Consider the following 24,327-nt stretch of genomic DNA (forward strand, 5'->3'; position numbering starts at 1 on the left):
GTCGATCCTCAGGGTTCGGTGGCGGCAGCCGTCATGGCGCCGAAATCGGTGAGCGGGATGCGCTTGCGCTGCACCAGCAGCTGCTCGCGCAGCGCCTGGCGCAGGATGGCGTCCAGCTCGGCAAAGCCCGCGGGCGCGAGCGAATCCCGGGCGCGGTCCAGCCAGTCCACCAGGGCGCGTATCTCGCTCTCGGCGGCTGGCAGGCCCGCCACCCCGTCATCCGCCGCCGGGGGCGGCAGCTCGGGGGCGGGCCCCGCGCCGGCCACGTGCGCGCGGAAGCGCTCGATGCCGGTGCGCAGCGCCTGCGCCTGCTCCTGCTCGGCCTGCGGTGACCAGACGGTCATGCCGGCCAGCTTGCCCAGGATGTCGTCGATCGCGGCCAGCTGGCCGCGCGCGTGGTCGCTGGCGACCTCGGGGGCGACGGCCTCGCGCAGGGTGCGGCGCATCGCCTCGATCAGTTGCGGCAGCTCGGTGCTCATGAGGCCTCCGCGATCAGTCGGTTGAGTTCGAGCAGCGTGGAGGCGACCTGGAACCCCATCGATGCCATGCGGATGTCGCGCGCGCGCCCGGTTTCGATGCGCTGGGCGGCACTCAGGAGCATGGAAGCGCTCTTGAACAGCCCCAGCACCTCGTAGTAGCGCAGCACCGCCGGGTCCGGCGTGAAGCCGGCTTGCTGCGCGTAGCGGCGGAAGAACTCGTCGCGCTCCACCAGGCCACCCACGCGGCCGGTGCCGCCCGAGAAGATGCGCAGCGCGGCCCAGGCCAGGTCTTCATGCGGGTCGCCGGGGTGGACCAGCTCCCAGTCCAGCACGGCCGTGATCCGCCCGTCCTGCTGCAGGAAGTTGCCGACCCGGTAGTCGCCGTGCACGATGGCAGCGCGCGGGGCGGCCGGCGCGTGGCGCAGCAGCCAGCGCATGGCGTACTGCATTTGCGGCGGCGCGCCGGCAGCGCCGGTGTCGAAGCCGGCATGGCGCCACCAGGCCAGGGCCTGGTCGCGTGCCACGCCGTGCGGGTCCACCGACCCCCACAGCTGGCCGAGTCCGGTGCGCTGCCAGTCGACGCCGTGCAGCGTCGCCAGGGCGTCGGTGAAGTCGCGCGCCAGGCTGGCGTTCTGCTCGGCGCCGCGCCGTTCGGCCGCGCCCTTCCAGGGCATGGGCGTGTCGCCTTCGACCCGGCCGGTCACCAGGAAGGGCGCGCCGATGATCGAGCCATCGTCGCTGAAGGCATGCACGCGCGGCACCGGCAGCGCCGGCAAGCCTTGCAGGGCTTCGAGGGCCCGGTACTCCGGTTCGGCCCGGTAGGGGGCGAGCAGACCCATCGGGTCGCCGATGCGCAGGATCAGGTCCTGCGGCTCGCCCTCGCCAGCCGGCGGGCTCGCGCGAAAGCCGATGGTGATCCACGAGAAGCCGGCGGGGAAGCGCCGCCAGCCATCCAGCCGCACGGGCCGTTGCCAGCGCTCGGCCAGGAAGCTGCCGAGCCGGGATTCCAGGGTGGCGGGTGAAAGGTCCAGGGTGCGATCAGTCATCCAGCGGGCGTTCTGAACAGCAGAGTGGGGAGCCAGAGGCTCAGGGCGGGAATGGCCGCGATCAGCAGCACGCGCGCGAGGTCGGCCACGATGAAGGGCAGCACGCCGCGCACGATGGCCGACATGCCGATGTCGGGCGTGACCGAGCGGATCACGAACAGGTTGACGCCGATCGGCGGGGTGATCAGGCCGATCTCCACCACCACCACGACCAGGATGCCGAACCACACCGGGTCGTAGCCCAGCGAGGTGACGATCGGGAAGAAGATCGGGACCGTCAGCAGGATCATCGACAGGCTCTCCAGCACGCAGCCGAGCAGGAGGTAGATCGCGACCATCACCATGATCACGCCGAACGGCGGCAGCCCGCTTTCCTTGACCAGCGCCAGCAGGCCCTCGTGCACGCCGGTGATGTTGACGAACTCGCCGAACAGCGCCGCCCCGAGGATGATGGCGAACATCATCGCCGAGGTGCGCGCGCTGTCCGCGAAGATCTCGCCGATTTGCCGCAGCGTCAGGTTGTGCCGCGTCAGCGCATACAGCAGCGCCGCGGCGGCGCCGATGCCGGACGCCTCCACCGAGGTGAACAGGCCGCCGTAGATGCCGCCCATGACGATGCCGAAGATGGCGGCCACGGGCCACAGCGAGATCAGCTGCGCCGGCACCAGCTTCTCGGCCGCGGCCGCCAGCGGCGCCTGCGCCGGGTCGCGCCAGACCATGAAGCGCACGGCCAGCATGTAGCCGACGATCGCCACCAGGCCGGGTACGATGCCCGCGGCGAACAGCTCGCCGATGTGGGTCTGCGTCGCCACGCCGTACACCACCAGGATCACCGACGGCGGGATCAGGATGCCGAGCGTGCCGCCGGCCGCGACCGCCGCGGCCGCCAGCCGGTCGCCGTAGCCCAGGCGCCGCATCTCGGGTATCGCGACCTTGCCCATGGTGGCCGCGGTGGCCACGCTGGAGCCGCAGATCGCGCCGAAGGCGCCGCAAGCCGCGACGGTGGCCATGGCGACGCCGCCGCGGCGGCGGCCGATGAGGGCCTGGGCGACCCGGAACAGGTCGCCGGAGACGCCGGCGCCCGCGACCAGGTTGCCCATCAGCACGAACAGCGGCAGCACGATCAGCGTGTAGGCCAGCGTGCTTTCGCGGGTGATGGCCGCCACCATGCTGATCGCGGGCGTCAGGCCATTGAGCGCCACCACGCCGCCGAAGCCGATCAGGCCGAGGGCGGTCGCGATGGGCACTTGCAGCAGGATCAGCCCGAAGGCGATCAGGAAGCCGAGAGACAGGGCCAGCATGTCAGCTCCCGTACAGGACGGCTGCGGAATCGCCGCCGGTGGTTTCGGCGCCGTCGCTGCGCAGCAGCCCGGCCGCATGCGCGACGAAGACCAGCGCGCTGAGCGCCGACAGCGCCGCCACCACCCACAGCACCCAGGCCGTGGGAATGCCGAGGATGGCGGAGGCGTCGCCGTAGCTGGCCGAGCGCAGTGCCTGGCGCCCGCAGGCCCAGGCGATGACGCCGAACAGCGCGGCGCTCACGGCGCCGGCGAGCACGCGCTGCGCCGCGCGGGTCGCGCGCGGCACCGGCACCAGGTCGACGACGATGTGCCCTTGTCCCCGCCCCTGCCGCAGCGCCAGCACCGGGTACAGGACGAAGACCATCGCGCCGAGCACCACCTCCAGCACTTCCGTGCCCCAGGGCAGCGGACTGTTGAACAAGTTGCGGGCGGCGACGTCGACAAACACGATGGCCATGAGGACCAGCAAGCTCACCGAGCCGGCCGCCGTCAGGGTGCGCTCCACCCTGTTCCGAGTGCCGCCCATCGATTACTTCCCGCCGTTGGCCGCGGCCACCTCGGCGCGCACCTGCGCCAGCAGCTTCTGCGGATCGGCGACGCCCTTCTTGCGGGCCTTCTCGATCCAGTCCTTCTCCACCGGCTGCAGCACCTTCTTCATCTCGGCCAGCGCCGGCTCCGGCAGCACCTCGACCGTCTTGCCGGCCTTGCGCAGGCCATCGAAGGCCGCCCGGTCACCCTTGGCGTAGGCCTGGCCGATCCTGGCGGCGAAGGCTTCGCCGCTGATGCGCATGATGGCGTCGCGGTCCTCGGCGCGCAGCGACTTCCACTTGTCCTCGTTGATGCCGAGCACGAGCACGGTGTTGTAGATGGCGCCCGGCACGATGGTGGCGTAGTTGACCTGATCGTTCAGCTTGAAGGCCGGGATGGACTCGGGCGGCATCAGCGTTCCGTCCAGGACACCCGAAGACAGCAGTTCGTAGGTTTCGCTCACCGGCTTGTTGACCGGCACGGCGCCCAGCAGGGTCAGGGCCTGGGTGGCGCTGGGTTGCGGGCTGCGGAACTTCAGGCCCTTGAAGTCGGCGATGCTGCGCAGCGGCCGCTTGGCGTTGAACAGCTGGCCGGGCGAGACCACGTAGACCGACAGCGGGTGGACGCCCTTGAACTCCCCGTAGCTGGCCAGGTGCTTGCGGTAGAAGCGGTCCGCGATCGGCGCCAGCACCTCGGGGTTGTCGCTGATGAAGGGCATCTGCAGCACTTCGAGGATGTCGAAGCGGTTGGGCGTGTAGCCCGGGATGAACACCACCAGGTCGGCCTGGCCGTCGCGCGCCACGTCGAACTGCGCGGGCAGCGTGCCCACCACCTTGGGCAGGGTGTCGATCTTCACGCGGCCTTGCGTGGCCTTCTCCACCTCGGCGATCCACGGCTCGATGACTTCCACGCGCATCGCCTGGCCGGCGGGCAGCCAGTTCGAGTACTTCAGCACGGTGGTCTGGGCGGTGGCCGGCGCGAAGGCGGCGAAGCCCCCGAGCAGCGCGAGTGCGCCGACGAGGCGGCGGGTACGGGACATCATTTGCGGGGTCTCCTGTTGCATGTGAAGGGGGTCGGGATGGCGTCGACACGCGGTCGCCATCCGCCATTTGATAATAGTCCGACGTGACGGTCTAACAAATCGGGAAAAGACCTGACCTGTTCGTCGGCCTTTCCGGATGGCGGGGCGCCTCAGTCCGCAGCGGTGCGGACCACGCCCTTGTCGTGCAAGCGCCCGAACTGCGCGGCGTCGACGCCCAGCAGCTCGGCCAGCACCTGCTCGGTGTGCTCGCCCAGCCGCGGCGCCGGCTGGGCCGGCAGGCGTTGCAGCCCGCCGAAATCCAGCGGAATGCCGGGCGCCAGCAGCGGCCCGACGCCGGGCTGCTCGATCGCGCTGAACATCGGGTTGGCCGTGGAGCACTCCGGGTCGTCGCGCACCAGTTGCGCGATGCCCTGGTAGCGGCTCCAGCAGACGCCGTCGCGGTCGAAGGCTTCGGCCACTTCCGCCAGCGGCCGGGCGGCGATCCAGGCGCCGACCCGTTGCGCGATCTCCGCGCGCGCGCGGAAGCGGTCACCCTCCCGCGCCAGGTCCAGGCCCAGCTTCGCGCCAAGTGCATCCATCGCCGACTGCAGCTGCGTGGCTTCGCAGATTGCCCGCCACTGCCGCGGCGTCAGTCCCACCACCATCACGCGCTGGCCGTCGGCGGTGAGGAAGTCGCGCCCGAACGCGCCGAACAGCTCGTTGCCGTGCCGCTCGCGCGGGCGGCCGAGCTGCGCCTCGGCGATGAAGCCGAGGTGCCCCATGACGGCCAGCCCCACGTCCTCCAGCGCCAGCTTGACGTGCTGGCCCTGCCCGGTGCGGCGCCGGTGGCGCTCGGCGGCCAGCAGGCCCACCGCGACCATCTGGCCGGTGATCACGTCCCAGGCCGGCAGCACGTGGTTGACCGCGCCTTCGCCGTCGACCGGACCGGTCATGTACGGCAGTCCCAGGCGCGGATTGACGGTGTAGTCGACCGCGGAGCCGCCGTGCCGGTCGCCCTGCAGCGTGAGCTGGATCAGGTCCGGCCGCCGTGCCTTGAGCTTGTCGTGATCGAGCCAGCCGCGCGGCGGAAAATTGGTCAGGAACAGACCGGCGTCGTCGCCCGGCGCGCAGGCGATGGCCATGGCCAGCTCGCGCCCCTCGGGCGAAGCCAGGTCCAGCGCCACCGAGCGCTTGGACTTGTTGAGGCCGCACCAGAACAGGCTGGTGTTGTCGTCGGTCACCGGCCAGCGCCGGTAGTCGAGGCCGCCGCCCAGCGCGTCGATGCGGATCACGTCCGCGCCCATCTGCGCCAGCGTCATGCCGCCCAGCGGCGCCGCGACGAACGCCGCCGCCTCCACCACCCGCAGGCCGGCCAGGATGCCTTGCACCGCCATCGTTCAGCTCCCGCTCGGCGCCAGGCCGACAGCGCGTTCCATCAGGCTGCGCGCCACCACCTTCAGCGCCAGCGTTTCCTCGGCGCCCTCGAAGATCGACAGCACGCGCGCATCCACGAAGTACCGGCTCACCGGCGTCTCCTCCGCGTAGCCCATGCCCCCGTGAAGTTGCAGCGCCTCGCGCGTGACCAGTTCGGCCGAGCGGCAGGCCAGCAGCTTGACCAGGCTGGCCTCCATGCGGCCGTTGCCGCTGTCGACGATGCCGGCCACCGTGTAGGCCAGGCGGCGGCAGGCCGCCAGCCGTGCGCCCATCCGCGCCAGCTTGGCCTGGGTGAGCGGCAGGTCCGCCAGCGGCGCGCCGAACACCTTGCGGTCCTGGGTGTAGCGGACGGTGGCGCGCAAGGCCGCGCGCATCACCCCGCAGGCGCGCGCCGAGGTCTGCATGCGCCCGCCCACCATGCCGGCCAGCGTGTAGTAGAAGCCCTTGCCCAGGCCGGCTTCGCCGCCGACCACGTTCTCGTCGGGCACGAAGAAGTCCTCGAACGAGAGGTCGAACGAGTGCATGCCGCGGTAGCCGATGGTCGGGATGGCGCGGCCGATCAGCTTGCCGCCGCCGTCCTGCGTGTAGGCGAACTCGTGGGTGTCGTACGAGGGCTTTTCCGCCAGCAGCACCGACAGGCCCTTGTGGCCGAGTGAGCGGTCCGGGTCGGTGCGCGTCACCACCATCAGCACCCCTGCCTTGCCGGCGAAGGTGCACCAGGTCTTGGCGCCGTTGAGCAGCCAGCCGCCATCCACCCGCGTGCCCTTGAGCGAACACGCGGCCAGGTCGGATCCGTAGTCGGGCTCGGTCATCGCGATCGCGCACAGCGGGTCACCGGCGGCCAGCTGGGGCAGCCAGCGCGCCTTCTGCTGCGCCGTGCCGCCGGCCATGAGGGCGCGGGTGAGGATCTCCGGCCGCGTGATCAGGCTGCCGGCGGCGGCCAGCGATCCCTCCGACAGGGCCTCGGTCACCACCACCATCAGCAGGGTGTCGTCGCGGTCGTCGGGGGCACTGCCGCCGTACTGCTCGGGAATGGCCAGCCCGAACACGCCCATCTCGCGCATCGGCTGCAGCAGCGACTCGGGGACGGTGAGGTCGTGCCGGTGGATGGCCTCGGCCTGCGGCGCCACCACCTCCTCGGCGAAGCGCCGGAACGCGTCCTGCGCCATGGCATGCTGGTCGTCCAGCGCGACCTCGCCGGCGATGCCCTGCGCTTCGGCCACGGCGCGGCCAGCCGCTTGCAGCGCGGCGGCGCTGCCCGACCCTGCGCGCAACTCGAGCCAGGCGCGGTCGGTGCGCAGCGCGTGCAGCGGCGCCAGGTCCAGCCCCGCCTCGGCGTACATCACGTCCAGCCGGTCCAGCACCGCGACCACCGCATCGACGGCGAACACCAGCGCGAGCTGCCCCTGCAGCGGTTCAGCCTGCGCCGTGAGTGCGGCCACCGAGGTTTCGGCCGCCAGCAGCTCCGCCCCGCCCCAGGCCATCTCGAAGGCGGCGACCTGCCGGGCGTCCAGCCGGGCCGCATCCAGCCGGCCGTTGTCCAGGCAGCCTTGCGCGAGCGCCGCGACCGCGGCGTCGAAGGCCTGGCGCATCCGGGCCAGCACTTCGCCGGCCAGCCGCACCTGCTGCTGCATCGAGTCGTCCATGTGTTTCGTCCTCAGGCCGCGGCCATCTCGAGCGCTGCCAGCGCTTTGCTTGCCGCTTCGCGGCCAGTGTAGGCGCAGGCCTGGGTGCCGCCGTCGCCGTACTCCTTGACCGCATCGCCGACGTGCCAGAAGTTGGCCAGCGGCGTGTCCTGCGGCATGTCGAAGCCGGCGCACGAGCGCTGCGCCGGCCAGTCGTTCCGCATCACGCGCACCGACAGCATCTTCGCGTCCTTGAACCCGGGGAACAGCTCGCGCAGGTCGGCCAGCGATTCCTCGATCTCGGCCTGCTCGTCGAAGTCGCCGGTGGCCGGGCGCGGCACGGCGTAGGCCACGTACTGGTACCAGCCGGCCGGCGCCAGCTCCGGGCAGGTGGCGGTCAGCTCGCCCATGTTGCACAGCCGGCGGGTCTTGCCGAAGGTGACCAGGCCGGGCACGTCGAGCAGGCGCTCGCGGGTGGCGAAGTTGATCACGATGTTGGCGGCCGGCTTGGGCGTGCTGCGCGCACGGGCCACGTAGTCCGCACCGAAGGCCTCGGCGCCGGGCAGCGCCACGGTGGCGGCGGGGCCGATGTTGCCGATCACCACGCCGGCCTGCACACGGCGGATGGCGCCTTCGTGCTCGATGTCCAGGGCCGTGACGCGGCCGTCGGCGGTGTGCAGCGCCGTCACCGGCGCATCCAGCCAGATCTCGCCGCCGTGCCGCCGGATGCCGTCGCCCAGGTCGTTCCACAGGCCCACGGTGCCGCGCGGGCAGAAGCCGAAGCGCTTGAACGCGCCCTTGATCGCGAAGTAGGTGAGGAAGGCGCGCGCCGGCAGTTCGTCGCTGTTGGCCGCGAAGATCGCCGCGCACAGGTTGCGGAAGATGGCGTGGACCGTCTCGTTGGAGGTGTACTGCGACAGCCACTCCTTGGTGCTCATCTTCGCCTCCGGCAGGTCGCCGGCGCGCGCGTCGGCGAACTTGGCGCCGATCTTGGCGGCCTGCTTGGTGAAGGTGCCCAGCAACATGCCCCAGCCGCCCTTGGCCACGTTGATCACCTTGCCGTCGATGTAGAAGACGGTGGCGGGGTTGGGCTCGCGGATGTCGAGCGGCACGCCCAGCAGGTCGAAGGTCTCCTCGAACACGCCGCCGCGCTCGATGGCGATGGCGCCGATGTTCACGATGTGGCCGTCGATGGCCTCGCTCGAGGCACGGCCGCCCAGGCGGCCCAGGCGTTCGGTCAGCAGCACCTTCTTGCCGGCCGCCACCAGGCGGGCCGCGGCGCTCATGCCGCCGGCGCCGGCGCCGATCACGACGGCGTCATAGTAGGGATGGGTCATGGGAGTCTCCTGTGGGATGGGGGCGCGGCCTCAGCGGAACCGCACCGAGGCGGTCATGCCGAGGAAGCCGGCGGGATCGGACGTCCAGAGCGCGGCGCCGCCCTCCTCCGGGCGGCCGCACAGGCGCAGCGGGTCGGTGTCGAAGGCGGGGCGCTGGGCGCGGAAGCGGAACTGCGCCGGCTGCGCGCCCGGCCGCTCGCGCGCCGCCAGGTCCAGCAGCAGGGTGGCGATCAGCGGGCCGTGCACCACCAGCGCCGGATAGAACTCCTCGCGCGTGGCGTAGTCGCGGTCGTAGTGGATGCGGTGGCCGTTGTAGGTGAGCGCGGAAAAGCGGAACAGCAGCACCGGATCGGGCTGCAGTTCGCGCGACCAGGCGGCCTCTTGTGGCGCGGCCTCGCCGGCCGGCAGCGGCGCCGGCGCGGTCGGCGCCTCGCGATAGACGATGTGCTGCAGCTCCGAAATGCAGGCCTGCCCGTCCTGTTCCAGCTCGTGGGCGACGGTGACGAACACCAGCGAGCCGGCCTTGCCCTGCTTCAGGTCCACGCTGCGCACGGTGGAGGTCTTGCGCGCCGGCCGCCCCAGGCGCAGCGGCTGCTGCACCGTCATCTCGCCGGCCGCCCACATTCGGCGCGGCAGCGGCACCGGCGGCAGGAAGCCGCCGCGTTGGGGGTGGCCGTCCGCGCCCGTGGCCGCGCGGCTGGGCGCATCGAGGAAGTACAGCCAGTGCCAGGGCAGCGGCAGCGCGTCGCCTTCGCCCGGTGCCTCGGCGCGATCGAGCAGCCCGGCCAGCGCGCGCGCCGGGAACGGATCGAGGAACTGCTCGGCGCTGCTGGCGCGGCCCACCCACTGGCGCAGGTGGTCGAGGTCGATCGGCGCGGCGCTCATCGGGCCGCCTCCGGCGTGGTCAGCGGCAGGCCCAGTGCCACGCGACGCGCCAGCCAGGGGCTGGGGCGGTAGCGCGGGTCGCCGGTGGCGGCGAGCTGCGCCTGCAGGATGGCCAGGATTCGGGCGGCGCCGAGCTGGTCGCCCCAACCCAGCGGTCCGTGCGGATAGCCCAGGCCCAATTGCACGGCGTCCTCGAGGTCCTGCACCCCGGCGATGCCACGCTGGGCGATGTTGGCGGCGATGTTGACGATGGTGGCCATGACGCGCTGCGCGATGAAGCCCGGGCTGTCGTTGATGACGGTGACGGCGGTGCCGTCCTGCGCCAGCAGCGCGTGGGCGGCGTCGCGGGCCTCGGGCGCGGTGACGGCCGTCAACATGAGCGTGCGCCGCAGCGCCAGCGGCGGCAGCGGGTCGACCGCGACGCAGCGCGCCGGATCCAGTTGCAGTGCGAGCGCGGTCGAGGTCGCGTCCTGGCCCCAGGGCTGGACCAGCGCGAGCCGGGCGTCGGCGGCCCGCTCGACCAGCCGGGCGCCGGCCGCCTGCGCCAGCTCGCGCAGTCCGGCCGCGCCGCTGGCCGCAGGATCGATCCACACGGCCAGCCCGGGCGGCAGCGTCGGCACCGGCCGGGCCGGCGCGGTCAGCTTCTTGCCATCCTCGTAGCGGTACCAGCCTTCGCCGCTCTTGCGGCCGAACAGGCCGGCGGCGACCCGCGGCGGCACCAGCGACGAGGGGCGGAAGCGCGGCTCCTGCTGGAACTGCTCGTAGATCGAGGCCATCACGCGCGAGGACACGTCCAGCCCGGTCAGGTCGAGCAGCTCGAACGGCCCCATGCGAAAGCCCATGGCCTCACGCAGCACGTCGTCGACGTCGGCCGGCGTGGCCACCTGCTCCTCGACGATGCGCAGACCCTCGGTGTAGAGGCCGCGGCCGGCGTGGTTGATCAGGAAGCCGGGCTGGTCGGCGGTCACGACCGCCCGGTGGCCGGCGCCTTGGGTGAGCGCGCGCAGGCGCTCGACCACGGCCGGCGCGGTGCGCACCGCGGCGATCACCTCGGCCACCTTCATCAGCGGCACCGGGTTGAAGAAGTGCAGGCCGGCGACGCGCTGCGGGCGGCGGCACGCGGCGGCGATCTCCGATACCGTCAGCGAGGAGGTGTTGCTGGCCAGGATCGCGTCCTCGCCCAGCAGGCCCTCCAGTTCGCGGAACAGCGCGCGCTTGACCTCCAGGTCCTCGACGATGGCTTCTACAACGACTTCGCAGTCGGCCAGGTCGGCCAGGCCGTTGCAGGCGTGGATGCGGCCGCGCGCCTGCTCGTATTCCGCCTGGGTCATGCGACCCTTCTCCACGGTGCGCGCGAGCATCCCGGCGACGTAGTCCACCGCCTGGGCGGCGGCGCCCGGCTGCGCGTCGTGGCAGCGCACGGTGTGGCCGGCCTGGGCGAACAGCTGCACGATGCCGCGGCCCATGGTGCCGGCACCGACGACGCCGATGGTGGTGGGGGAGATCTTGGCCATCAAAGGAAAAATTTAAACGGGGCCGCGTTCAGCGGCCGGTGAATGCGGGCTTGCGCTTGTCCAGGAACGCGCGCATGCCTTCGGTCTTGTCCTCGGTGTCGAACAGCAGCAGGAACTCGCGGTTCTCCAGCGCCAGCGCCGCGTCCAGCGGCAGGTCCGCGCCCTGGCGCAGCACCCGCTTGGTGGCGTCCAGCGCCTTGGGCGGCATGCGGGCTGCCTTGCGCGCCAGCTCCAGCGCGCGGGCCAGCGCCTGGCCCTCCGGCGCGAGCTCGGCCACCAGGCCGAGCTGGAACGCGCGCTCGCCGGTCAGCGGCTCGCCGGTCATCAGCATCAGGCTGGCGACCTGCTTGCCGACGCTGCGCACTAGCCGCTGGGTGCCACCGGCGCCGGGCATGATGCCCACCGCCAGTTCGGGCTGGCCCAGGCGCGCCGTCGGGTCGGCCACGATGAAGTCGCACATCAGCGCCAGCTCGCAGCCGGCGCCCAGCGCGAAGCCGCTCACGGCCGCGATCACCGGTTTGCGGGCGCCGGCCACCGGCGCCCAGTACTGGCCCAGGTCGATCTCGGCGACCTGCTGGGCGCCCTTGTCCACCAGCAGGTTCAGGTCCGCGCCGGCGGCGAACACGGTGTCGCTGCCGGTGATGACGATGGCCTTGACCTCGGGGTCGGCTTCGAGGCCGCGGACGGCCTCGGCGATGGCGCCGCGCATGGTGAGGTCCAGCGCGTTGCGCTTGTCGGGCCGGTTGAGCGTGAGCACGCCCACGGCGCCTTCGCGGCTCACCAGCACGGGGGCGGTCGGCACTGTCTCGCTCACTTGCGGGCTCCGGGGCGTTCGATGAAATCGGCGGTTCGCTTGCGGCGGAAAGCGTCGAAGCCTTCCAGGAAGTCCTCGCCCAGCAGGCAGGCGGCCTGGTCGGTCTCTTCCCGCGCCAGCTCCTCTTCCAGGCTGGCCGAGGGATGGTGCAAACGATCCTTCATCCGGCCGAAGGCCTCGGCCGGCAGCAGGGCCAGCTCGGAAGCCACGCGCACGGCGGTGGCCATGACCTCCGCGTCCTCGGCCAGGGCGTCCGCCAGCCCGATGCGCAGCGCCTCCTCGCCCAGGACGGGCCGTCCGTCGCTCAGCAACCGGTGCGCCGCCGGCAGGCCGACCCGCCGCGGCAGCGTGAGCAGCTGTCCCCAGTCGGGCGCCAGGCCGAGCTTGAGGAAGGGGAACAGCACACGCGCGTTGCGGCCGATCACGATGCGGTCGCCCAGCAGCGCCAGGCCGACGGCGGCACCGGCCGTCACGCCTTCCATCGCGCTGACCACCGGGATTCGCGCCTGCGCGACCAGCCGGCACAGCACGTGGATGTGGCGCATGCGCTCGCGCGCCTGCGCCTCGCTCAGGCCCACCATGCTCGGCACGTCGCCGCCGGCGGAAAACACGCCCTCGACCCCGCCGAACACCAGCGCCCTCGTCCGGCCATCGGCCAGCAGCGCCTGCAGGTGGTCGATGAAGCCCTGGCGCACGTCGTAGTCGATCGCGTTGCGCTTGTCCGGCCGGTTGATCCGCAGCCGGGCCACGTGCGGCGCCGGGTGGTCGAGGAGGACGACGGGCTGCGCCACGTCAGGCACCTTCCAGTCCGACGATGGAGACGGAGCAGACGTTCTGCGAGGGCTGGCCGCCCAGGTTGTGGATCAGCCCGGTCTTGGGGTTGGCGAGCTGGCGCGGGCCGGCGCGGCCCTGCAGCTGCAGGTAGATCTCGTACAGCATGCGGATGCCGCTGGCGCCCACCGGGTGGCCGAAGCACTTGAGGCCGCCGTCGATCTGGCAGGGCACGCGGCCGTCGGCGTCGAAGGCGCCATCGAGCACGTCCTGCACGGCCTTGCCGTCGTCCGACAGGCCCAGGTCTTCCATGGTCACCAGCTCGGTGATCGAGAAGCAGTCGTGCACCTCGGTCATGCTCAGCTCCTCGCGGGGGTTGCGGATGCCGGCTTCCTCGTAGGCCCTCTTCGCCGCGATGCGCGCGGTGTGCACGTAGCTGCCGTCCCATTCGCTGGACTGCAGTTCCCAGCCGTTGGACACCGCGACCTGCAGCGCCTTGACGGTGACCAGGTCCTTCTTGCCCAGCCCGCGCGCGATGTCGGGCGTGGTCACGATCACCGCCGCCGCGCCATCGGAGACGCCAGCGCAGTCGAACAGGCCCAGCGGCTCGGCGATGATCGGTGCCTTGAGCACCGTCTCCTCGCTGACGGCTTTCTGGAAGTGCGCCTTCGGGTTCTTCGCGCCGTTGGCATGGCTCTTCACCGAGACGTGCGCGATCGCACGCTTGAGCAGCGCGGCGTCGATGCCGTGCCTGGCGCGGTAGGCGCTGGCGAGCTGGGCGAAGTTGGCCGGCGCCACCGCATTCGGGTACCACTGCGGGATGTAGGTGCCGACGGTGGCCATCGGCAGGCCGCCGTAGCCGGTGTCCTTGAGCTTTTCCACGCCCAGCGCGAGCGCGATGTCGCAGGCGCCGGCGGCCACCGCGTACACCGCGGCGCGGATCGCCTCGGAGCCGCCGGCGCAGAAGTTCTCCACCCGCGTCACGCCGATGTTGGGCAGGCGCAGCGCGATGCCCATGGGCGTGCCGCCGCGGCCGGTGCCGACGTCGTCCATGTGGGTGGAGAACCAGGCGGCGCCGAGCTGGTCGGGCGAGATCCCCGCGTCGGCCATCGCCTCGTTGTAGGCCTCGAGCATGAGGTCTTCCGGGCTGGCGTCCCAGCGCTCGCCGAACTTGCTGCAGCCCATGCCGAGGATGGCCACCTTGTCCTTGATGCCTTGTGCCATGGTCGTCTCCTTAGCCTTGCGCGCCGCGCACCGGCGTGGCCTTCCAGAAGTACCGCGTGAAGCCGCGGCGCTCGTCGATGTCCTTGATGCGGAACACCATCTCCATCGGCGTGCCGGCATCCACTTCGCCGACTTCCAGGTCGGTGAAGTCCATCAGGATGCGGCCGCCCCCTTCGAAATCGATCTGCCCGTAGTGGTGCGGCGGCGCCGGGTGCCAGGACAGGTACTCGGCCGACCAGCTGAGGATCCTGGCCGGACGGTCGGCCAGCTTGTGCGGCTTTTGCGTGTCCTGCAGCGGCTTGGCGTCGTAGCTCAGGCGCGAGGGCGGGAAGTGCACGCTGCCCGTCACCTCGCAGCGGCCGGCCACCAGGCCCAGCAGCGCCTCGTGGTGGCGCCAGGCGGTGGACAGCGCCGTCTTCTTGTCCTGCTCGCCGCGCATGCCGCGCTCCAGCGCGAGCTGGCCCTTGAACGACAGGAAGCGGGTGTAGTTGCGCTCCTCGACGCCGCGCGCCAGCCACTGGCTGACGCCGCGCGCGGGCTTGAAGCCGTCGATGGCGTCGGTCACGCGGAACACCAGCGCCTGCGCGCCGCTGCCGAACTGGGCCAGCACGATGGTCTGGCCGGGACGGGCCCGCTCCAGCACCTGCGCCAGCAGCAGCAGGCCGTGCGGCACGCCGGTGTCACCCACCGACTCGGCCAGGTTGCCGACCACGGATTCGGGGCCCAGGCCGCAAGCCTTGGCGAGCTGCTGGTCCATCTTGGCGAAGGTGGTCGGGAAGATGAAGTGGTCCACTTCCGCCGCCGCCACGCCCGCCTGCGCCAGCGCCGCCTTGACGGCGCGCGGCACCAGCTTGGCGATGCCTTCGTCGCGCACCCAGCGCTCTTCCCAGTGGTAGTCCACCTCCTCGCCGGCGGCGCGGAAGTGGTCGACAAAGTCGGCCGTCACGGTGCTGCCGCCCAGGTACTCGGCCAGGACCTTGTCGCGGCCGACCAGCACGGCCGCGGCGGCGTCACCGTACTCCAGCTCCTGCGCGCTGGCCGCGCGGGTGCGGCGGTTGTCGGCGGCCAGCACCAGCGTGTCGCCGCCGCCGGCCTGCACGCGCGCGATGGCCTGGGTGAAGGCCGACAGCGCGGCGCGCTGCGTGCCGCCCATGTCCATCGCCTCGATCCCGTCGTCGAGCGTCAGCGCCCCGGCCACCACGGCGGCATTGAGGCGCTCGGCGAACGGCAGCGTGTCGGAGGCGAGCAGCAGCCCGCGCACGCGGCTGCGGTCTTCCGCCGGGCCCAGGCAGTCGCGCGCGGCGGCGACGGCCAGGGTGATGCTGTCTTCGTCCCAGTTGGCGAAGGCGCGGGTGCCCTTGCGCGACGCGAACTGCGGCGCGTACCAGGCGTTGGCCTGTCCGGCCGCCTGGCGCGACAGGCGCAGGCGCGGCACGTAGCCGCCGTATGCGGTGATTCCGATCATGTTGAAGGCTCTCCGGAAGGAGCGCGGCCCAGGTGGGACGCAAGGAAGCGGCCGCCCGCGAGCAGCGCTTCGCGCGCCTCGGGCAACTCGCCGGGAAATTGCTGGAACACGTGGATCATGCCCGGCCAGGCCTGGCTTTCGGCCTGCCCGCCGGCGGCACGCACGCGACGGGCGAACGCCTCGGAGTCGCTCAGCACCGTCTCGCGGTCGCCCACCTGCAGCAGCAGCGGGGGCAGCGCGGCCAGCTGGGCGTCGCTCGCGTACAGCGGCGAGGCGAGCGGATCGCGCGGGTCGGCGTCGGGGCCGAGGAAGTTGCGCGCCATCGCCTGGATCATCGGCCGCTGGTGGATCGGGTCGGCGGCGGCGCGCGTCTCGTAGCTCTCGCCGGTCGCCGCCAGGTCGGTCCAGGCCGACATCAGGAAGGCTGCGGCCGGCAGCGCATCGCCGCGGCCGTACAGGGCCAGCATCGTGCCCAGGGCCAGGCCGCCGCCGGCGGAGTCGCCTGCCAGCGCGATGTCCTTCGCGGCGAAGCCCTGGCCGCGCAGCCATTGCAGCACTGCCAGCGCGTCCTGCAGCGGCGCGGGATGGCGGTGTTCCGGCGCCAGCCGGTAAGCCACCCCCAGCACGCGCACGCCGGCGGCAGCGGACAGCCGCGCCATCAGCTCGCGATGCGAATGCAGCGAGCCGACCTGGAAGCCGCCGCCGTGGAAGTAGACGATGGCCTGGTCGCTGCGCACGCCGGGCGCGGCGATCCAGGCGCTGGGCACGCCGCCGGCCTGCACCGGCTCGAACGAGGCGTCGCCGGTGGCGTTGAACAAGGCATCCCAGTCGGCGCGCATCTGTGCAACGGTGGTGTCGCGGCGCCAGCGGCCATAGACCGAGCGGACGCGGGCGATGACGGCATCGACGTGCTCGCTCATGCGCCGCACCCCATGCCGCCAGACACGCCCAGCACTTCGCCGGTGACGTAGCCGGCCGCTTCCGACGCGAGGAAAGCCACGGCCGCGGCCACCTCGTCGCTGGTGCCCAGCCGGCCGGCCAGCGTGGCGCCGGTCATCGCGTCCATCAGCTTGCCGCCGCCCTGCTGCACCGCCTGCCGCAGCAGGGGTGTGTCGATCGGTCCGGGCGCCACCACGTTGGCGGTGATGCCCTTGCGTCCGTTCTCGCGTGCAATCGAGCGCGTGAACGCGATCACGCCGCCCTTGGCGGCCGCGTACACCGAGCCGCCGCGCGAACCCAGCCGGCCCGCTTCGGAAGCGACGTTGACGATGCGCCCGTAGCCGGCCTGCTGCATGGCGGGCAGCACGGCATGCGTGGTGTTGAGCACCGATTCCAGATTGACACCGAGCAGGCGCCGCCAGTCCTGCGGCGTGGTCCTGGTGAAGAACTCGTGCTGGTCGACGCCGGCGCAGTTCACCAGCACGTCGAACGGGCCGAACTGCTGCACCACCGCGTGTACGCGCTCGTAGTCGCAGACGTCCAGTTGCACCGCATCGGCACCGCATTCGTCGGCCAGCCGGCGTGCGGCCTCGCCCTGCAGGTCCGCGCACACCACGGCCAGGCCATCGGCCGCCAGCCGCCGCACGATGGCCGCGCCGATGCCGCTGGCGCCGCCGGTGACGAGGGCGCGCCGCTGCGCGCTTGCGCCGCCCGCCACTTCAGCGCCCCGTGAAGCGCGGCGCGCGCTTGTCGATCACGGCCGCCAGGCCCTCGCGCGCATCGGCCGTGCCCGACAGGAAGGCCTGCGCGTGGTTCTCCTGCGGCATCGCGGCTTCCACGCCCTGGCCGATGCCGTTCCACAGCAGCCGCTTGGTATTGGCCAGCGCGGCCGGGGCGCCGGCCGCGAGCTGCCGCGCCAGCGACCAGGCCTCGTCGAGCAGCTGGGCGTCCGGGACCACGCGCGTGACCAGGCCCATCTCCTTGGCCTCGGCGGCGGTGATCACCGGGTTGAGCATCAGGATCTCCATGGCGCGGCGGAAGCCGACCAGCTGGGTCAGCGTGACCGACACGCCGGCATCCGGCACCATCGCCACCCGCGTGGCACCGGCCAGGAAGCGGGTGGATTCGCCGGCGACGATGAAGTCGGACGAGCAGACCAGGCCCATGCCACCGCCGCCGGCGGCGAACCCATGCACCGCCGAGACCACCGGCGGGTTGAGGCGGATCAGGGCCGATGCCGCCAGCTGCAGCAGCGAAGTCGCCACCCGGATGTAGTCCGGCAGCGCCTCGCCCTTGGACAGGAAGGTGTGGACGTCGCCGCCAGCGCAGAAGTTCTTGCCCTCGCCGGTCAGCAGCACGGCGCGCACCCGGCCGTCGCCGTGGATGCGCAGCACCGCCTCGTGCAGCGCGCGCAGCAGTTCGACGTTCAGGCCATTGGCCGACTCCGGCCGGTTCAGGCGCAGGTGCGCCACGCCGCCGGCGTGCAGCTCCAGCCGCACCGGGCCGTCCGCGACCAGCACCTCGGGTTTCGTCTCCTGGCTCATTGGCTGTTCTCCGGTTGCTTCGGTTAGATGAGGAAGGCCATGGAGTACAGCGCCTCGGCGTTGTTCACCAGGTTGACCTTCTTGAGCGACATGCGCAGCTCGCCATCGATGCGGCGCAGCTTGTACTCGGTGCGCATCGCCCAGACCACTTCGCCGCGGGTCTGCGACTCGAACAGCATCATGTTGCACGCCACGTCGAGCTCGGCGCCGCGGTCGTCCAGCACCTCGATGTTGGAGACCAGCCGGCGCAGCCGCGACTTGGGCGTCTGGCTGAAGCGCTTGCCGGTGTGGAACTGGCGGATGCGCAGGGCGATGCGGGAGCGGTTGTCGTAGAGGATCGACATCACCTTCTCCGGGTCGCCGTCGTCGCCGTTGGCGGGCACCCAGTAGACGCCGTCGTCGGTCCAGAGCGCCTCCCAGTCGTCGTAGCGGTGCTCGTCCTGCAGCCGCGCCTCGCGGTAGATGAAGCGGGTGACGTCTTCCAGCGCGTCGCGTTGTTCGGGGGTCATGGGCATCACTCGGCCTCCATCAGCGAGCGGTAGTGGCGCCAGATGCCGCGGGTGGGCACCTCGTCGGTGTTGTCGCCGATCAGGAACCCGTCCTCGTCGCGGCGCTCGCGGTGCTTGCCGCGGCCCAGGAACAGCCACTCCGGGTTGCGCATCTGCACGCCCATCTGGGTGCGCTCGTACATTTCGGCGTCGTCGGCCAGCAGGAAGCCGGCCGGGCCGACCGAGCCCATGGTCTGCTGGCGCATGCGCCGGTTCAGGTCGGGGGCGCCCTTGAACTGCAGCGCGGTGACGTGCTGCACCGACTCGTTCACGGCGAGCGGCTGGATCACGAAGATCTGGATTTCCGCGATGAACAGGTTCGGATAGATCATGATGTGCGGCGTGCCGTCGATCATGATCTTGCGCGCCTTCTCCTCGCCGTAGGCGGCGTTCATCCTGGCCGTGTACTCGGGCAGCCTGTCGGCCGTGGTGCCGAACCAGGACATCGGCACGTCGCGCTTGCGGAACTCCGGACGCAGGTCGTTCTCGGTGTGGCCGTTGCCGAAATCGCGCGAGACGGCGGTGGACTCGGCGCTGTACAGCTCGCCGATCCCGCTTTGCGCCACCTCGAAGATCGAGGCGTGCACGAACGACGGGTGGTAGCCGTCGGTCTCGTTCTCCACCAGGAATTTCCAGTTGGCCTTGACCTTGTGCTTGAGGAAGCCGGCGGTGATCTCCACCTCGCCCTCGGGCGAGGTGTCGCACAGCGCGTCGATCGACTTCATGGCCGCGCCCAGGTGTTCTTCCAGGCTGGGGCCTTCGGCCGCCATCGAGCCGAACACGAAGCCGCGGTAGCTGGCGACCCGGGCCACCTTGCCCAGGCCATACTCCGAACGGTCCACGCCTTCGTAGCCCGAGGGGAAGGGCCAGCCCTTGAGCGCGCCGTCGTTGGAGAAGGTCCAGCCGTGGTAGGGGCAGGTGAAGGAGCGCGCGTTGCCGCGCTCGGTCATGCACACGCGGTTGCCGCGGTGCGAGCAGCGGTTGTGCAGCAGGTGCACCTGGCCGCTGCGGTCGCGGGTCATGATGATGGGCTCCGGGCCGATCGACTTCATCACGAAGTCGTTGGCGTTGGGCACCTCGCTTTCGTGGCCGACGTAGACCCAGGTGCGGAACCAGATCTTCTCGAGTTCGGCCTGGAAGATGGCCGGGTCCGTGTAGAGCGAGCCATGCACGTGCTCCGGGCGCACGAGCTCGTCCCAGCGCCGCTGCACGCCGGGCGCGGCGGCAGCGGTGGGCATCACATGGGCACAGGTATCCAAGAAAGGGCCTCCATGAATCGTTCGCGGATGTTGTCGAATGTCAAACGCAGTGGAATAATAGTCCGACGAGACGGACTATGTCAACGCATGGCCCGAAGCCTGTTCTCCAAGGGAACCCCCGCATGCCCACCGTTCACTTCATCGATCCCCAAGGCGCCGAGCACGCAGTCGACGCACCCGTCGGCAAGAGCCTGATGCAGGCCGCGCTCGACCATTCCGTGCCCGGCATCCTGGGCGACTGCGGCGGCGCCTGCAGCTGCGCCACCTGCCACGGCTATGTCGACCCTGCCTTCCTCGACCGGCTGCCGCCGCGTTCGGAGACCGAGGTGTTCATGCTCGAAGGCGTGCCTGACCTGCGCGACAACAGCCGCCTGTGCTGCCAGATCCGCATGAACGCGGAGCTGGCAGGCATCCGCGTGCAGCTGCCGGACGAGCAGGTCTGATGGCGCCGGCGCCGACCGGGCCCGGCCGCCTCGCCGCAGCCCGCTCCTTCCTGTTCGTGCCGGCCGACCGCCCGGAGCGCCTGGCCAAGGCACTGGCCAGCGGCGCCGACGCGGTGATCGTCGATTTCGAGGACGCGGTGTCGCCCGAGCGCAAGCCGCAGGCGCGGCAGGCGCTGGCCGAGCGGTGGCCGGCGCTCGACGCGGCGGCCCGGGCCCGACTGCTGGTGCGCATCAACGCGCTCGGGACACCCTGGCATGCCGACGACGTCCGGCTGCTCGGCGACCTGGTCGGCCTGGGCGGCCTCATGCTGCCCAAGGCCGAAGGCGCGGCCGACCTGGCCGTTTTGGCCGCGGCCTTGCCGGGCGTGCCGGTGCTGCCGCTGGTCGAATCGGCCGAAGGACTGGCCGCGGCCGATGCGATCGCCGGCGCCGCGGGCGTGCTGCGGCTGGCGTTCGGCCACCTGGACTTCCAGGCCGACCTGGGCATGGAGGTCGGCGAGGACGAAGCCGAACTGGCCCCCGTGCGCCTGGCCCTGGTGCTGGCCTCGCGCCGGGCCGGCCTGCCGCCGCCGGTGGACGGCGTGACCACCGCCCTGCAGGACGCGGAACGCCTGCAGCAGGACTGCCGGCGCGCCCGCCGCTTCGGCTTCGGCGCCAAGCTGTGCATCCATCCTTCGCAGGTCGAGGCGGTCAACCGCTGGCTGGGTCCGACGCCGCAGGAGCGCGACTGGGCCCTGCGCGTGCTCGCGGCGGCCGAGGCCCACGCCGGCGGCGCCTTCCGGTTCGAGGGCGCGATGGTGGACGCGCCCGTGCTGGCCCGGGCGCGCCGGCTGGCGGCAGGCTTTGCAGCGGAAGGGAACGCATGACGCAGCCGGCCGCAACCCTCGGCGGCGAAGCCGCGGCGCTGGAATCCCTGCTGGCGCAGCGCCACAGTTGCCGCGCCTTCCGGCCCGAGCCCGTGCCGCGCGCCACCATCGAGCGCATCGCCGCCCTGGCGCAGCGCACCGCTTCCTGGTGCAACGCCCAACCCTGGCAGGTGTTCGTGGCGTCCGGCAGCGCCACCGAGCGCTTCCGCGCCGCGCTGCTGGCGGCCGCCGATGCGCAGCGCCCGGTGGCCCCGGACGTCGCCTGGCCGCGCGAATACCCCGGCGTCTACGGCGAGCGGCGCCGCGCCTGCGGCTTCGCGCTGTACGAGTCGGTCGGGGTGGCCCGGGGCGACCGCGTCGCCTCGGCCCGCCAGGCGCGAGAGAACTTCCGCCTGTTCGGCGCCCCGCACGTGGCCATCGTCACCACGGCGGAACCGCTGGGGCCGTACGGCGCGCTCGATTGCGGCGCCTATGTGTCGCAGTTCATGCTGGCCGCGCAGTCCCTGGGGGTCGCCACCATCGCGCAGGCCGCCCTGGCCTCCTGGCCCGATTTGGTGCGCGAGGTCCTGGGCATCGCGCCCGAGCGCCAGGTGCTGTGCGGCATCTCGTTCGGCTACGCGGATGCCGCGCATCCCGCCAACGGCTTCCGGACCGCCCGCGCCGCACTGGCCGAATCCCTGCAGTGGCGCGATTGAGCGGCACGTGAACGCGGCCGCCCGCAAGCCGTGGGCCCTGCTGCTGGCCCTGGTGCTGGTGCTGGCCTGGGGCAGCAACTACAGCGTGCAGAAGGCCCTGCTCGCCCAGATCGGGCCGCAGGCCATGATCTTCATCCGCTACGTCCTCACCCCGGCCTGCGCCCTGGCGGTGCTCCTGTGGCGCTACGGCCTGGCCTGGCCGCGCCTGGGCCGCGGCGACTGGGCGGCGCTGGCCGGCCTGGCCCTCGTCGGGCACGTGGCCCACGTGAGCGTGATGACCCATGCCATGCACCTGTCGACGCCGTTCTCCAGCGCGCTCATCTCGGCCTGCGGCCCGGTGTTCACCCTGCTGATCGTGCGCCTGCTGTGGAACCAGCGCCTGCTGCGCGTACAGCTGGTCGGCGTGGTGCTGGCCATGGCCGGCGTCCTGGTCTTCCTGTCGGACAAGCTGGCCGACCCGCGCGCGCAGGGCCTGGGCGACCTGCTGCTGCTGCTGGCCACGGTGCTGTTCGCTTCCCACACGGTGGCCGCCAAGGCCGTGATCGAGCGGCACGGCGTGCTGCTGGTGATGGCCTACAGCACCCTGCTGGCCAGCGTGCCCCTCCTGGCCATGAACGCCCCGGTCGCGCTGCAGGTGGCGTGGTCGGGGTTGCCGCCGGCGGCCTGGCTGGCCCTGGTCTGGTCGGTGGCCTTCGCCTCGTTCGCCGGCTGGCTCATCTGGGGCTGGCTCAATGCGGAACTCGGCGTGCCGCGCAGCGCCCCGCTGCTCTACCTGCTGCCGCCGGTGGCGGGGCTCATCTCCTGGGCCACGCTGGGCGAAGCCTTCGGCAGCCTCAAGCTGCTGGGGGCCGGCATGGCGGTGGCCGGTGTCGCGGCGGTGCAGTTCGGCCCGGCGGCGCTGCAGCGCCGGGCGCGTCAATCGACGTAGGCGATCAGGCAATCCTGCGTCGCAGTGGCCACGTGCCGCCCCTGCGCGTCGTGGAAGTTGCCCACGGCCAGCCCGCGGCCGGCGCCGGCATGGACGCTGATCGCCTCCACGTGCAGCCATTCGTCGGCACGCGGGATCCGGTGCAGCCACAGGGCGTGGTTCAGGCTCGAGATGTACATCGCGTGCTCGCGGGCGCGTGCGATGTGCGGCCGCAAGGCACAGAAATTGAGCCACCAGTCCGACAGGTAGGCGAAGGCGGCGGTGTGCAGCCGGGCGTCCGGCGCGAGCGCATGCGGCACCTTCATCCAGTAGCGGAACGGGCCGTTGACGCCGTCTTCCGCCAGCTGCCGCTGCGGCTCGGGGATGCGAAAGGCGATCGAGTCGTTGAAGTCCAGCCCGTAGCCGCCCATCCGGTTCACCCGGTCGAGCAGGCCCGGCGGCAGCGATGAGAGATCCGGCCAGTCGGTCGCTTGCTCGCCAGCCGGCGCCGTGGTCGCCGTGTGGTGCTCGGGCCCGGGCAGGCTCAGGGCGCAGCTGACCTGCGCGTCCAGCACCGTGCGGTCCCCCTGCGTGCCACGCACGTGCAGGGACGTGAAGCGCTTGCCTTCCTGCAGCGGCCGCACCTTGAAGTCGATCGGCTGGTCGGGCATGGCGCCCTGCAGGAACAGGAACTGCATCATGCTGGCGGGCCGCTCGGGCGGCGCCTCCAGCAGGGCGGCCTGCATGGCCTGGCCCAGCAGCTGGCCGCCGTAGGAGCGCCCGTTCTGGTTGGCTTCCCCGTGCCGGCTGCGCCAGTGGCGCGGCCCGACCGCATCCAGCGTTAGGCGCTCGGCCAGCGACAAGGGCTCGGCGCCCGTCAGGTGCCCGGCCTGCGCATTCATCGGGCGCCCTCCGCCGCGGGGCGGCGGTGGCCCGCCGTGCGCGGCTCGATGCCCGGCCGCAGGCGCCAGTCGGCGCCGAACTCCTCCAGCCTGTGCATGGGCATGGGTTCCTCCTGTTCGATCTGGCGAAGCCGCTGCTCGTACGCATCCAGGTAGCCGGCGCGCGCTTCGGGTGTGGTGTAGTGGATGGACCAGGCCGCGAACGGCCGCAGCACGTCGCAGCCGGCGTACCCCAGGGTGCCGTGCTGCAGGTGCCACAGGTTGATGTCCAGCGCGGCCAGCAGGCCGTCCGGCGCCACCATCTCCGGATAGCAGGCGGTGCTGGTGCACACCAGGGCGCGCTTGCCGCGCAGGCCGCCGGTGTCGAATCGCCGCCCCTTCCCGTAGACCACCCCGTTGACGAAGACGCGGTCGATCCAGCCCTTGAGGATGGCCGGCACGGAGAACCACCACAGCGGGAACTGCAGGATCAGCAGGTCGCACGCCCGCAGCTTGTCGATCTCCGCCTGGATGTCCGGCGCAAAGGCCTGGTGCTCGTGCGCGTGCTTCTGCTCGCGGTCGTACTGCAGCGCGTCGGGGAAGCGCCGCTCGCTGAAGTCGGCGGCACTCGCGACCGGGTTGAACCCCATCGCGTACAGGTCGGAGACCACGACTTCGTGGCCTTGCCCGGTAAGCACCTGGACCGAGCGGTCCAGCAGCGCCCGGTTGAACGAACGGGGCTCCGGATGGGCGTAGACAATCAGGGTCTGCATGGTGATTCCTGCGCCCATTTATAGACCG

Annotated in this window: 25 protein-coding genes; 4 read left to right on the forward strand and 21 right to left on the reverse strand. The window is 71.8% G+C overall.

The genetic code is table 11. The features are described 5' to 3' along the window. Positions 1–8: 8 nt before the first annotated feature. The 19 genes from PE066_RS05810 to PE066_RS05900 all read right to left on the reverse strand — a co-directional run bounded on the left by PE066_RS05810 (position 9) and on the right by PE066_RS05900 (position 19,713). Complete coding sequence (locus PE066_RS05810) at positions 9–479, reverse strand: hypothetical protein (RefSeq protein ID WP_271235614.1); 471 nt, start codon at positions 477–479, stop codon at positions 9–11. Further along, positions 476–1,525, reverse strand: a complete 1,050-nt coding sequence (locus tag PE066_RS05815; RefSeq protein WP_271235615.1) for a phosphotransferase family protein — start codon at positions 1,523–1,525, stop codon at positions 476–478. Before PE066_RS05815 ends, PE066_RS05810 begins: the two co-directional genes overlap by 4 nt. After that, entirely contained in the window at positions 1,522–2,826 is a 1,305-nt protein-coding gene (locus PE066_RS05820) for a TRAP transporter large permease (RefSeq protein ID WP_271235616.1), read from the reverse strand. The genes PE066_RS05815 and PE066_RS05820 overlap by 4 nt, the downstream gene beginning before the upstream one ends. 1 nt (position 2,827) lies before the next feature. Next, entirely contained in the window at positions 2,828–3,352 is a 525-nt protein-coding gene (locus PE066_RS05825) for a TRAP transporter small permease (RefSeq protein ID WP_271235617.1), read from the reverse strand. 3 nt (positions 3,353–3,355) lie between these two features. Continuing rightward, a complete protein-coding gene (locus PE066_RS05830) occupies positions 3,356–4,396 on the reverse strand; it encodes a TRAP transporter substrate-binding protein (protein ID WP_271235618.1) in 1,041 nt (346 codons plus the stop codon). Between the two features lie 149 nt (positions 4,397–4,545). Further along, the gene (locus PE066_RS05835) at positions 4,546–5,769 is read right to left on the reverse strand and encodes a CoA transferase (RefSeq protein WP_271235619.1); all 1,224 of its coding nucleotides are present in this window, start codon (positions 5,767–5,769) and stop codon (positions 4,546–4,548) included. A gap of 3 nt (positions 5,770–5,772) precedes the next feature. Further along, positions 5,773–7,455 (reverse strand): acyl-CoA dehydrogenase family protein, encoded by a 1,683-nt coding sequence (locus tag PE066_RS05840; protein ID WP_271235620.1) that lies wholly within the window; start codon positions 7,453–7,455, stop codon positions 5,773–5,775. Between the two features lie 11 nt (positions 7,456–7,466). Then, positions 7,467–8,771, reverse strand: coding sequence for a phytoene desaturase family protein (locus PE066_RS05845; protein WP_271235621.1), 1,305 nt, complete (start codon positions 8,769–8,771; stop codon positions 7,467–7,469). A gap of 30 nt (positions 8,772–8,801) precedes the next feature. Continuing rightward, positions 8,802–9,656, reverse strand: a complete 855-nt coding sequence (locus tag PE066_RS05850) for an FAS1-like dehydratase domain-containing protein (protein WP_271235622.1) — start codon at positions 9,654–9,656, stop codon at positions 8,802–8,804. Then, on the reverse strand, positions 9,653–11,170 hold the full coding sequence (locus PE066_RS05855; protein ID WP_271235623.1) for a 3-hydroxyacyl-CoA dehydrogenase: 1,518 nt from the start codon (positions 11,168–11,170) through the stop codon (positions 9,653–9,655). The genes PE066_RS05850 and PE066_RS05855 overlap by 4 nt, the downstream gene beginning before the upstream one ends. Before the next feature lie 28 nt (positions 11,171–11,198). After that, the gene (locus PE066_RS05860; RefSeq protein ID WP_271235624.1) at positions 11,199–11,984 is read right to left on the reverse strand and encodes an enoyl-CoA hydratase-related protein; all 786 of its coding nucleotides are present in this window, start codon (positions 11,982–11,984) and stop codon (positions 11,199–11,201) included. After that, on the reverse strand, positions 11,981–12,775 hold the full coding sequence (locus PE066_RS05865; RefSeq protein ID WP_271235625.1) for an enoyl-CoA hydratase/isomerase family protein: 795 nt from the start codon (positions 12,773–12,775) through the stop codon (positions 11,981–11,983). The genes PE066_RS05860 and PE066_RS05865 overlap by 4 nt, the downstream gene beginning before the upstream one ends. A 1-nt stretch (position 12,776) precedes the next feature. Beyond that, on the reverse strand, positions 12,777–13,979 hold the full coding sequence (locus PE066_RS05870) for an acetyl-CoA acetyltransferase (protein WP_271235626.1): 1,203 nt from the start codon (positions 13,977–13,979) through the stop codon (positions 12,777–12,779). Between the two features lie 10 nt (positions 13,980–13,989). Beyond that, positions 13,990–15,444, reverse strand: coding sequence for a hydroxymethylglutaryl-CoA synthase family protein (locus PE066_RS05875; protein WP_271235627.1), 1,455 nt, complete (start codon positions 15,442–15,444; stop codon positions 13,990–13,992). Beyond that, positions 15,441–16,364, reverse strand: coding sequence for an alpha/beta hydrolase (locus PE066_RS05880; RefSeq protein ID WP_271235628.1), 924 nt, complete (start codon positions 16,362–16,364; stop codon positions 15,441–15,443). The genes PE066_RS05875 and PE066_RS05880 overlap by 4 nt, the downstream gene beginning before the upstream one ends. After that, entirely contained in the window at positions 16,361–17,101 is a 741-nt protein-coding gene (locus PE066_RS05885) for an SDR family NAD(P)-dependent oxidoreductase (protein ID WP_271235629.1), read from the reverse strand. The genes PE066_RS05880 and PE066_RS05885 overlap by 4 nt, the downstream gene beginning before the upstream one ends. 1 nt (position 17,102) lies before the next feature. Continuing rightward, a complete protein-coding gene (locus tag PE066_RS05890) occupies positions 17,103–17,927 on the reverse strand; it encodes an enoyl-CoA hydratase/isomerase family protein (protein ID WP_271235630.1) in 825 nt (274 codons plus the stop codon). 23 nt (positions 17,928–17,950) lie between these two features. Continuing rightward, a complete protein-coding gene (locus PE066_RS05895) occupies positions 17,951–18,442 on the reverse strand; it encodes an aromatic-ring-hydroxylating dioxygenase subunit beta (RefSeq protein WP_271235631.1) in 492 nt (163 codons plus the stop codon). Continuing rightward, on the reverse strand, positions 18,442–19,713 hold the full coding sequence (locus tag PE066_RS05900; RefSeq protein WP_271235632.1) for an aromatic ring-hydroxylating oxygenase subunit alpha: 1,272 nt from the start codon (positions 19,711–19,713) through the stop codon (positions 18,442–18,444). The genes PE066_RS05895 and PE066_RS05900 overlap by 1 nt, the downstream gene beginning before the upstream one ends. Before the next feature lie 143 nt (positions 19,714–19,856). On the opposite strand from PE066_RS05900, the gene PE066_RS05905 reads away from it, so the two are divergent. The 4 genes from PE066_RS05905 to PE066_RS05920 are packed head-to-tail and all read left to right on the forward strand — an operon-like array spanning position 19,857 to position 22,666. After that, the gene (locus tag PE066_RS05905) at positions 19,857–20,177 is read left to right on the forward strand and encodes a 2Fe-2S iron-sulfur cluster-binding protein (protein WP_271235633.1); all 321 of its coding nucleotides are present in this window, start codon (positions 19,857–19,859) and stop codon (positions 20,175–20,177) included. Then, on the forward strand, positions 20,177–21,043 hold the full coding sequence (locus PE066_RS05910) for an HpcH/HpaI aldolase/citrate lyase family protein (protein WP_271235634.1): 867 nt from the start codon (positions 20,177–20,179) through the stop codon (positions 21,041–21,043). The genes PE066_RS05905 and PE066_RS05910 overlap by 1 nt, the downstream gene beginning before the upstream one ends. Further along, complete coding sequence (locus tag PE066_RS05915) at positions 21,040–21,738, forward strand: nitroreductase (RefSeq protein ID WP_271235635.1); 699 nt, start codon at positions 21,040–21,042, stop codon at positions 21,736–21,738. Before PE066_RS05910 ends, PE066_RS05915 begins: the two co-directional genes overlap by 4 nt. 7 nt (positions 21,739–21,745) lie before the next feature. Then, complete coding sequence (locus tag PE066_RS05920) at positions 21,746–22,666, forward strand: DMT family transporter (protein ID WP_271235636.1); 921 nt, start codon at positions 21,746–21,748, stop codon at positions 22,664–22,666. Here the strand turns inward: PE066_RS05920 and PE066_RS05925 are convergent. Then, a complete protein-coding gene (locus tag PE066_RS05925) occupies positions 22,654–23,547 on the reverse strand; it encodes an acyl-CoA thioesterase (RefSeq protein ID WP_271235637.1) in 894 nt (297 codons plus the stop codon). The two genes, PE066_RS05920 and PE066_RS05925, sit on opposite strands and share 13 nt — an antisense overlap. Beyond that, the gene (locus PE066_RS05930) at positions 23,544–24,299 is read right to left on the reverse strand and encodes an NAD(P)H-dependent oxidoreductase (RefSeq protein WP_271235638.1); all 756 of its coding nucleotides are present in this window, start codon (positions 24,297–24,299) and stop codon (positions 23,544–23,546) included. Before PE066_RS05930 ends, PE066_RS05925 begins: the two co-directional genes overlap by 4 nt. Positions 24,300–24,327 lie beyond the last annotated feature (28 nt).

It is taken from the genome of Ramlibacter tataouinensis (genome assembly GCF_027941915.1).
Lineage (GTDB): Bacteria > Pseudomonadota > Gammaproteobacteria > Burkholderiales > Burkholderiaceae_C > Ramlibacter > Ramlibacter tataouinensis_C.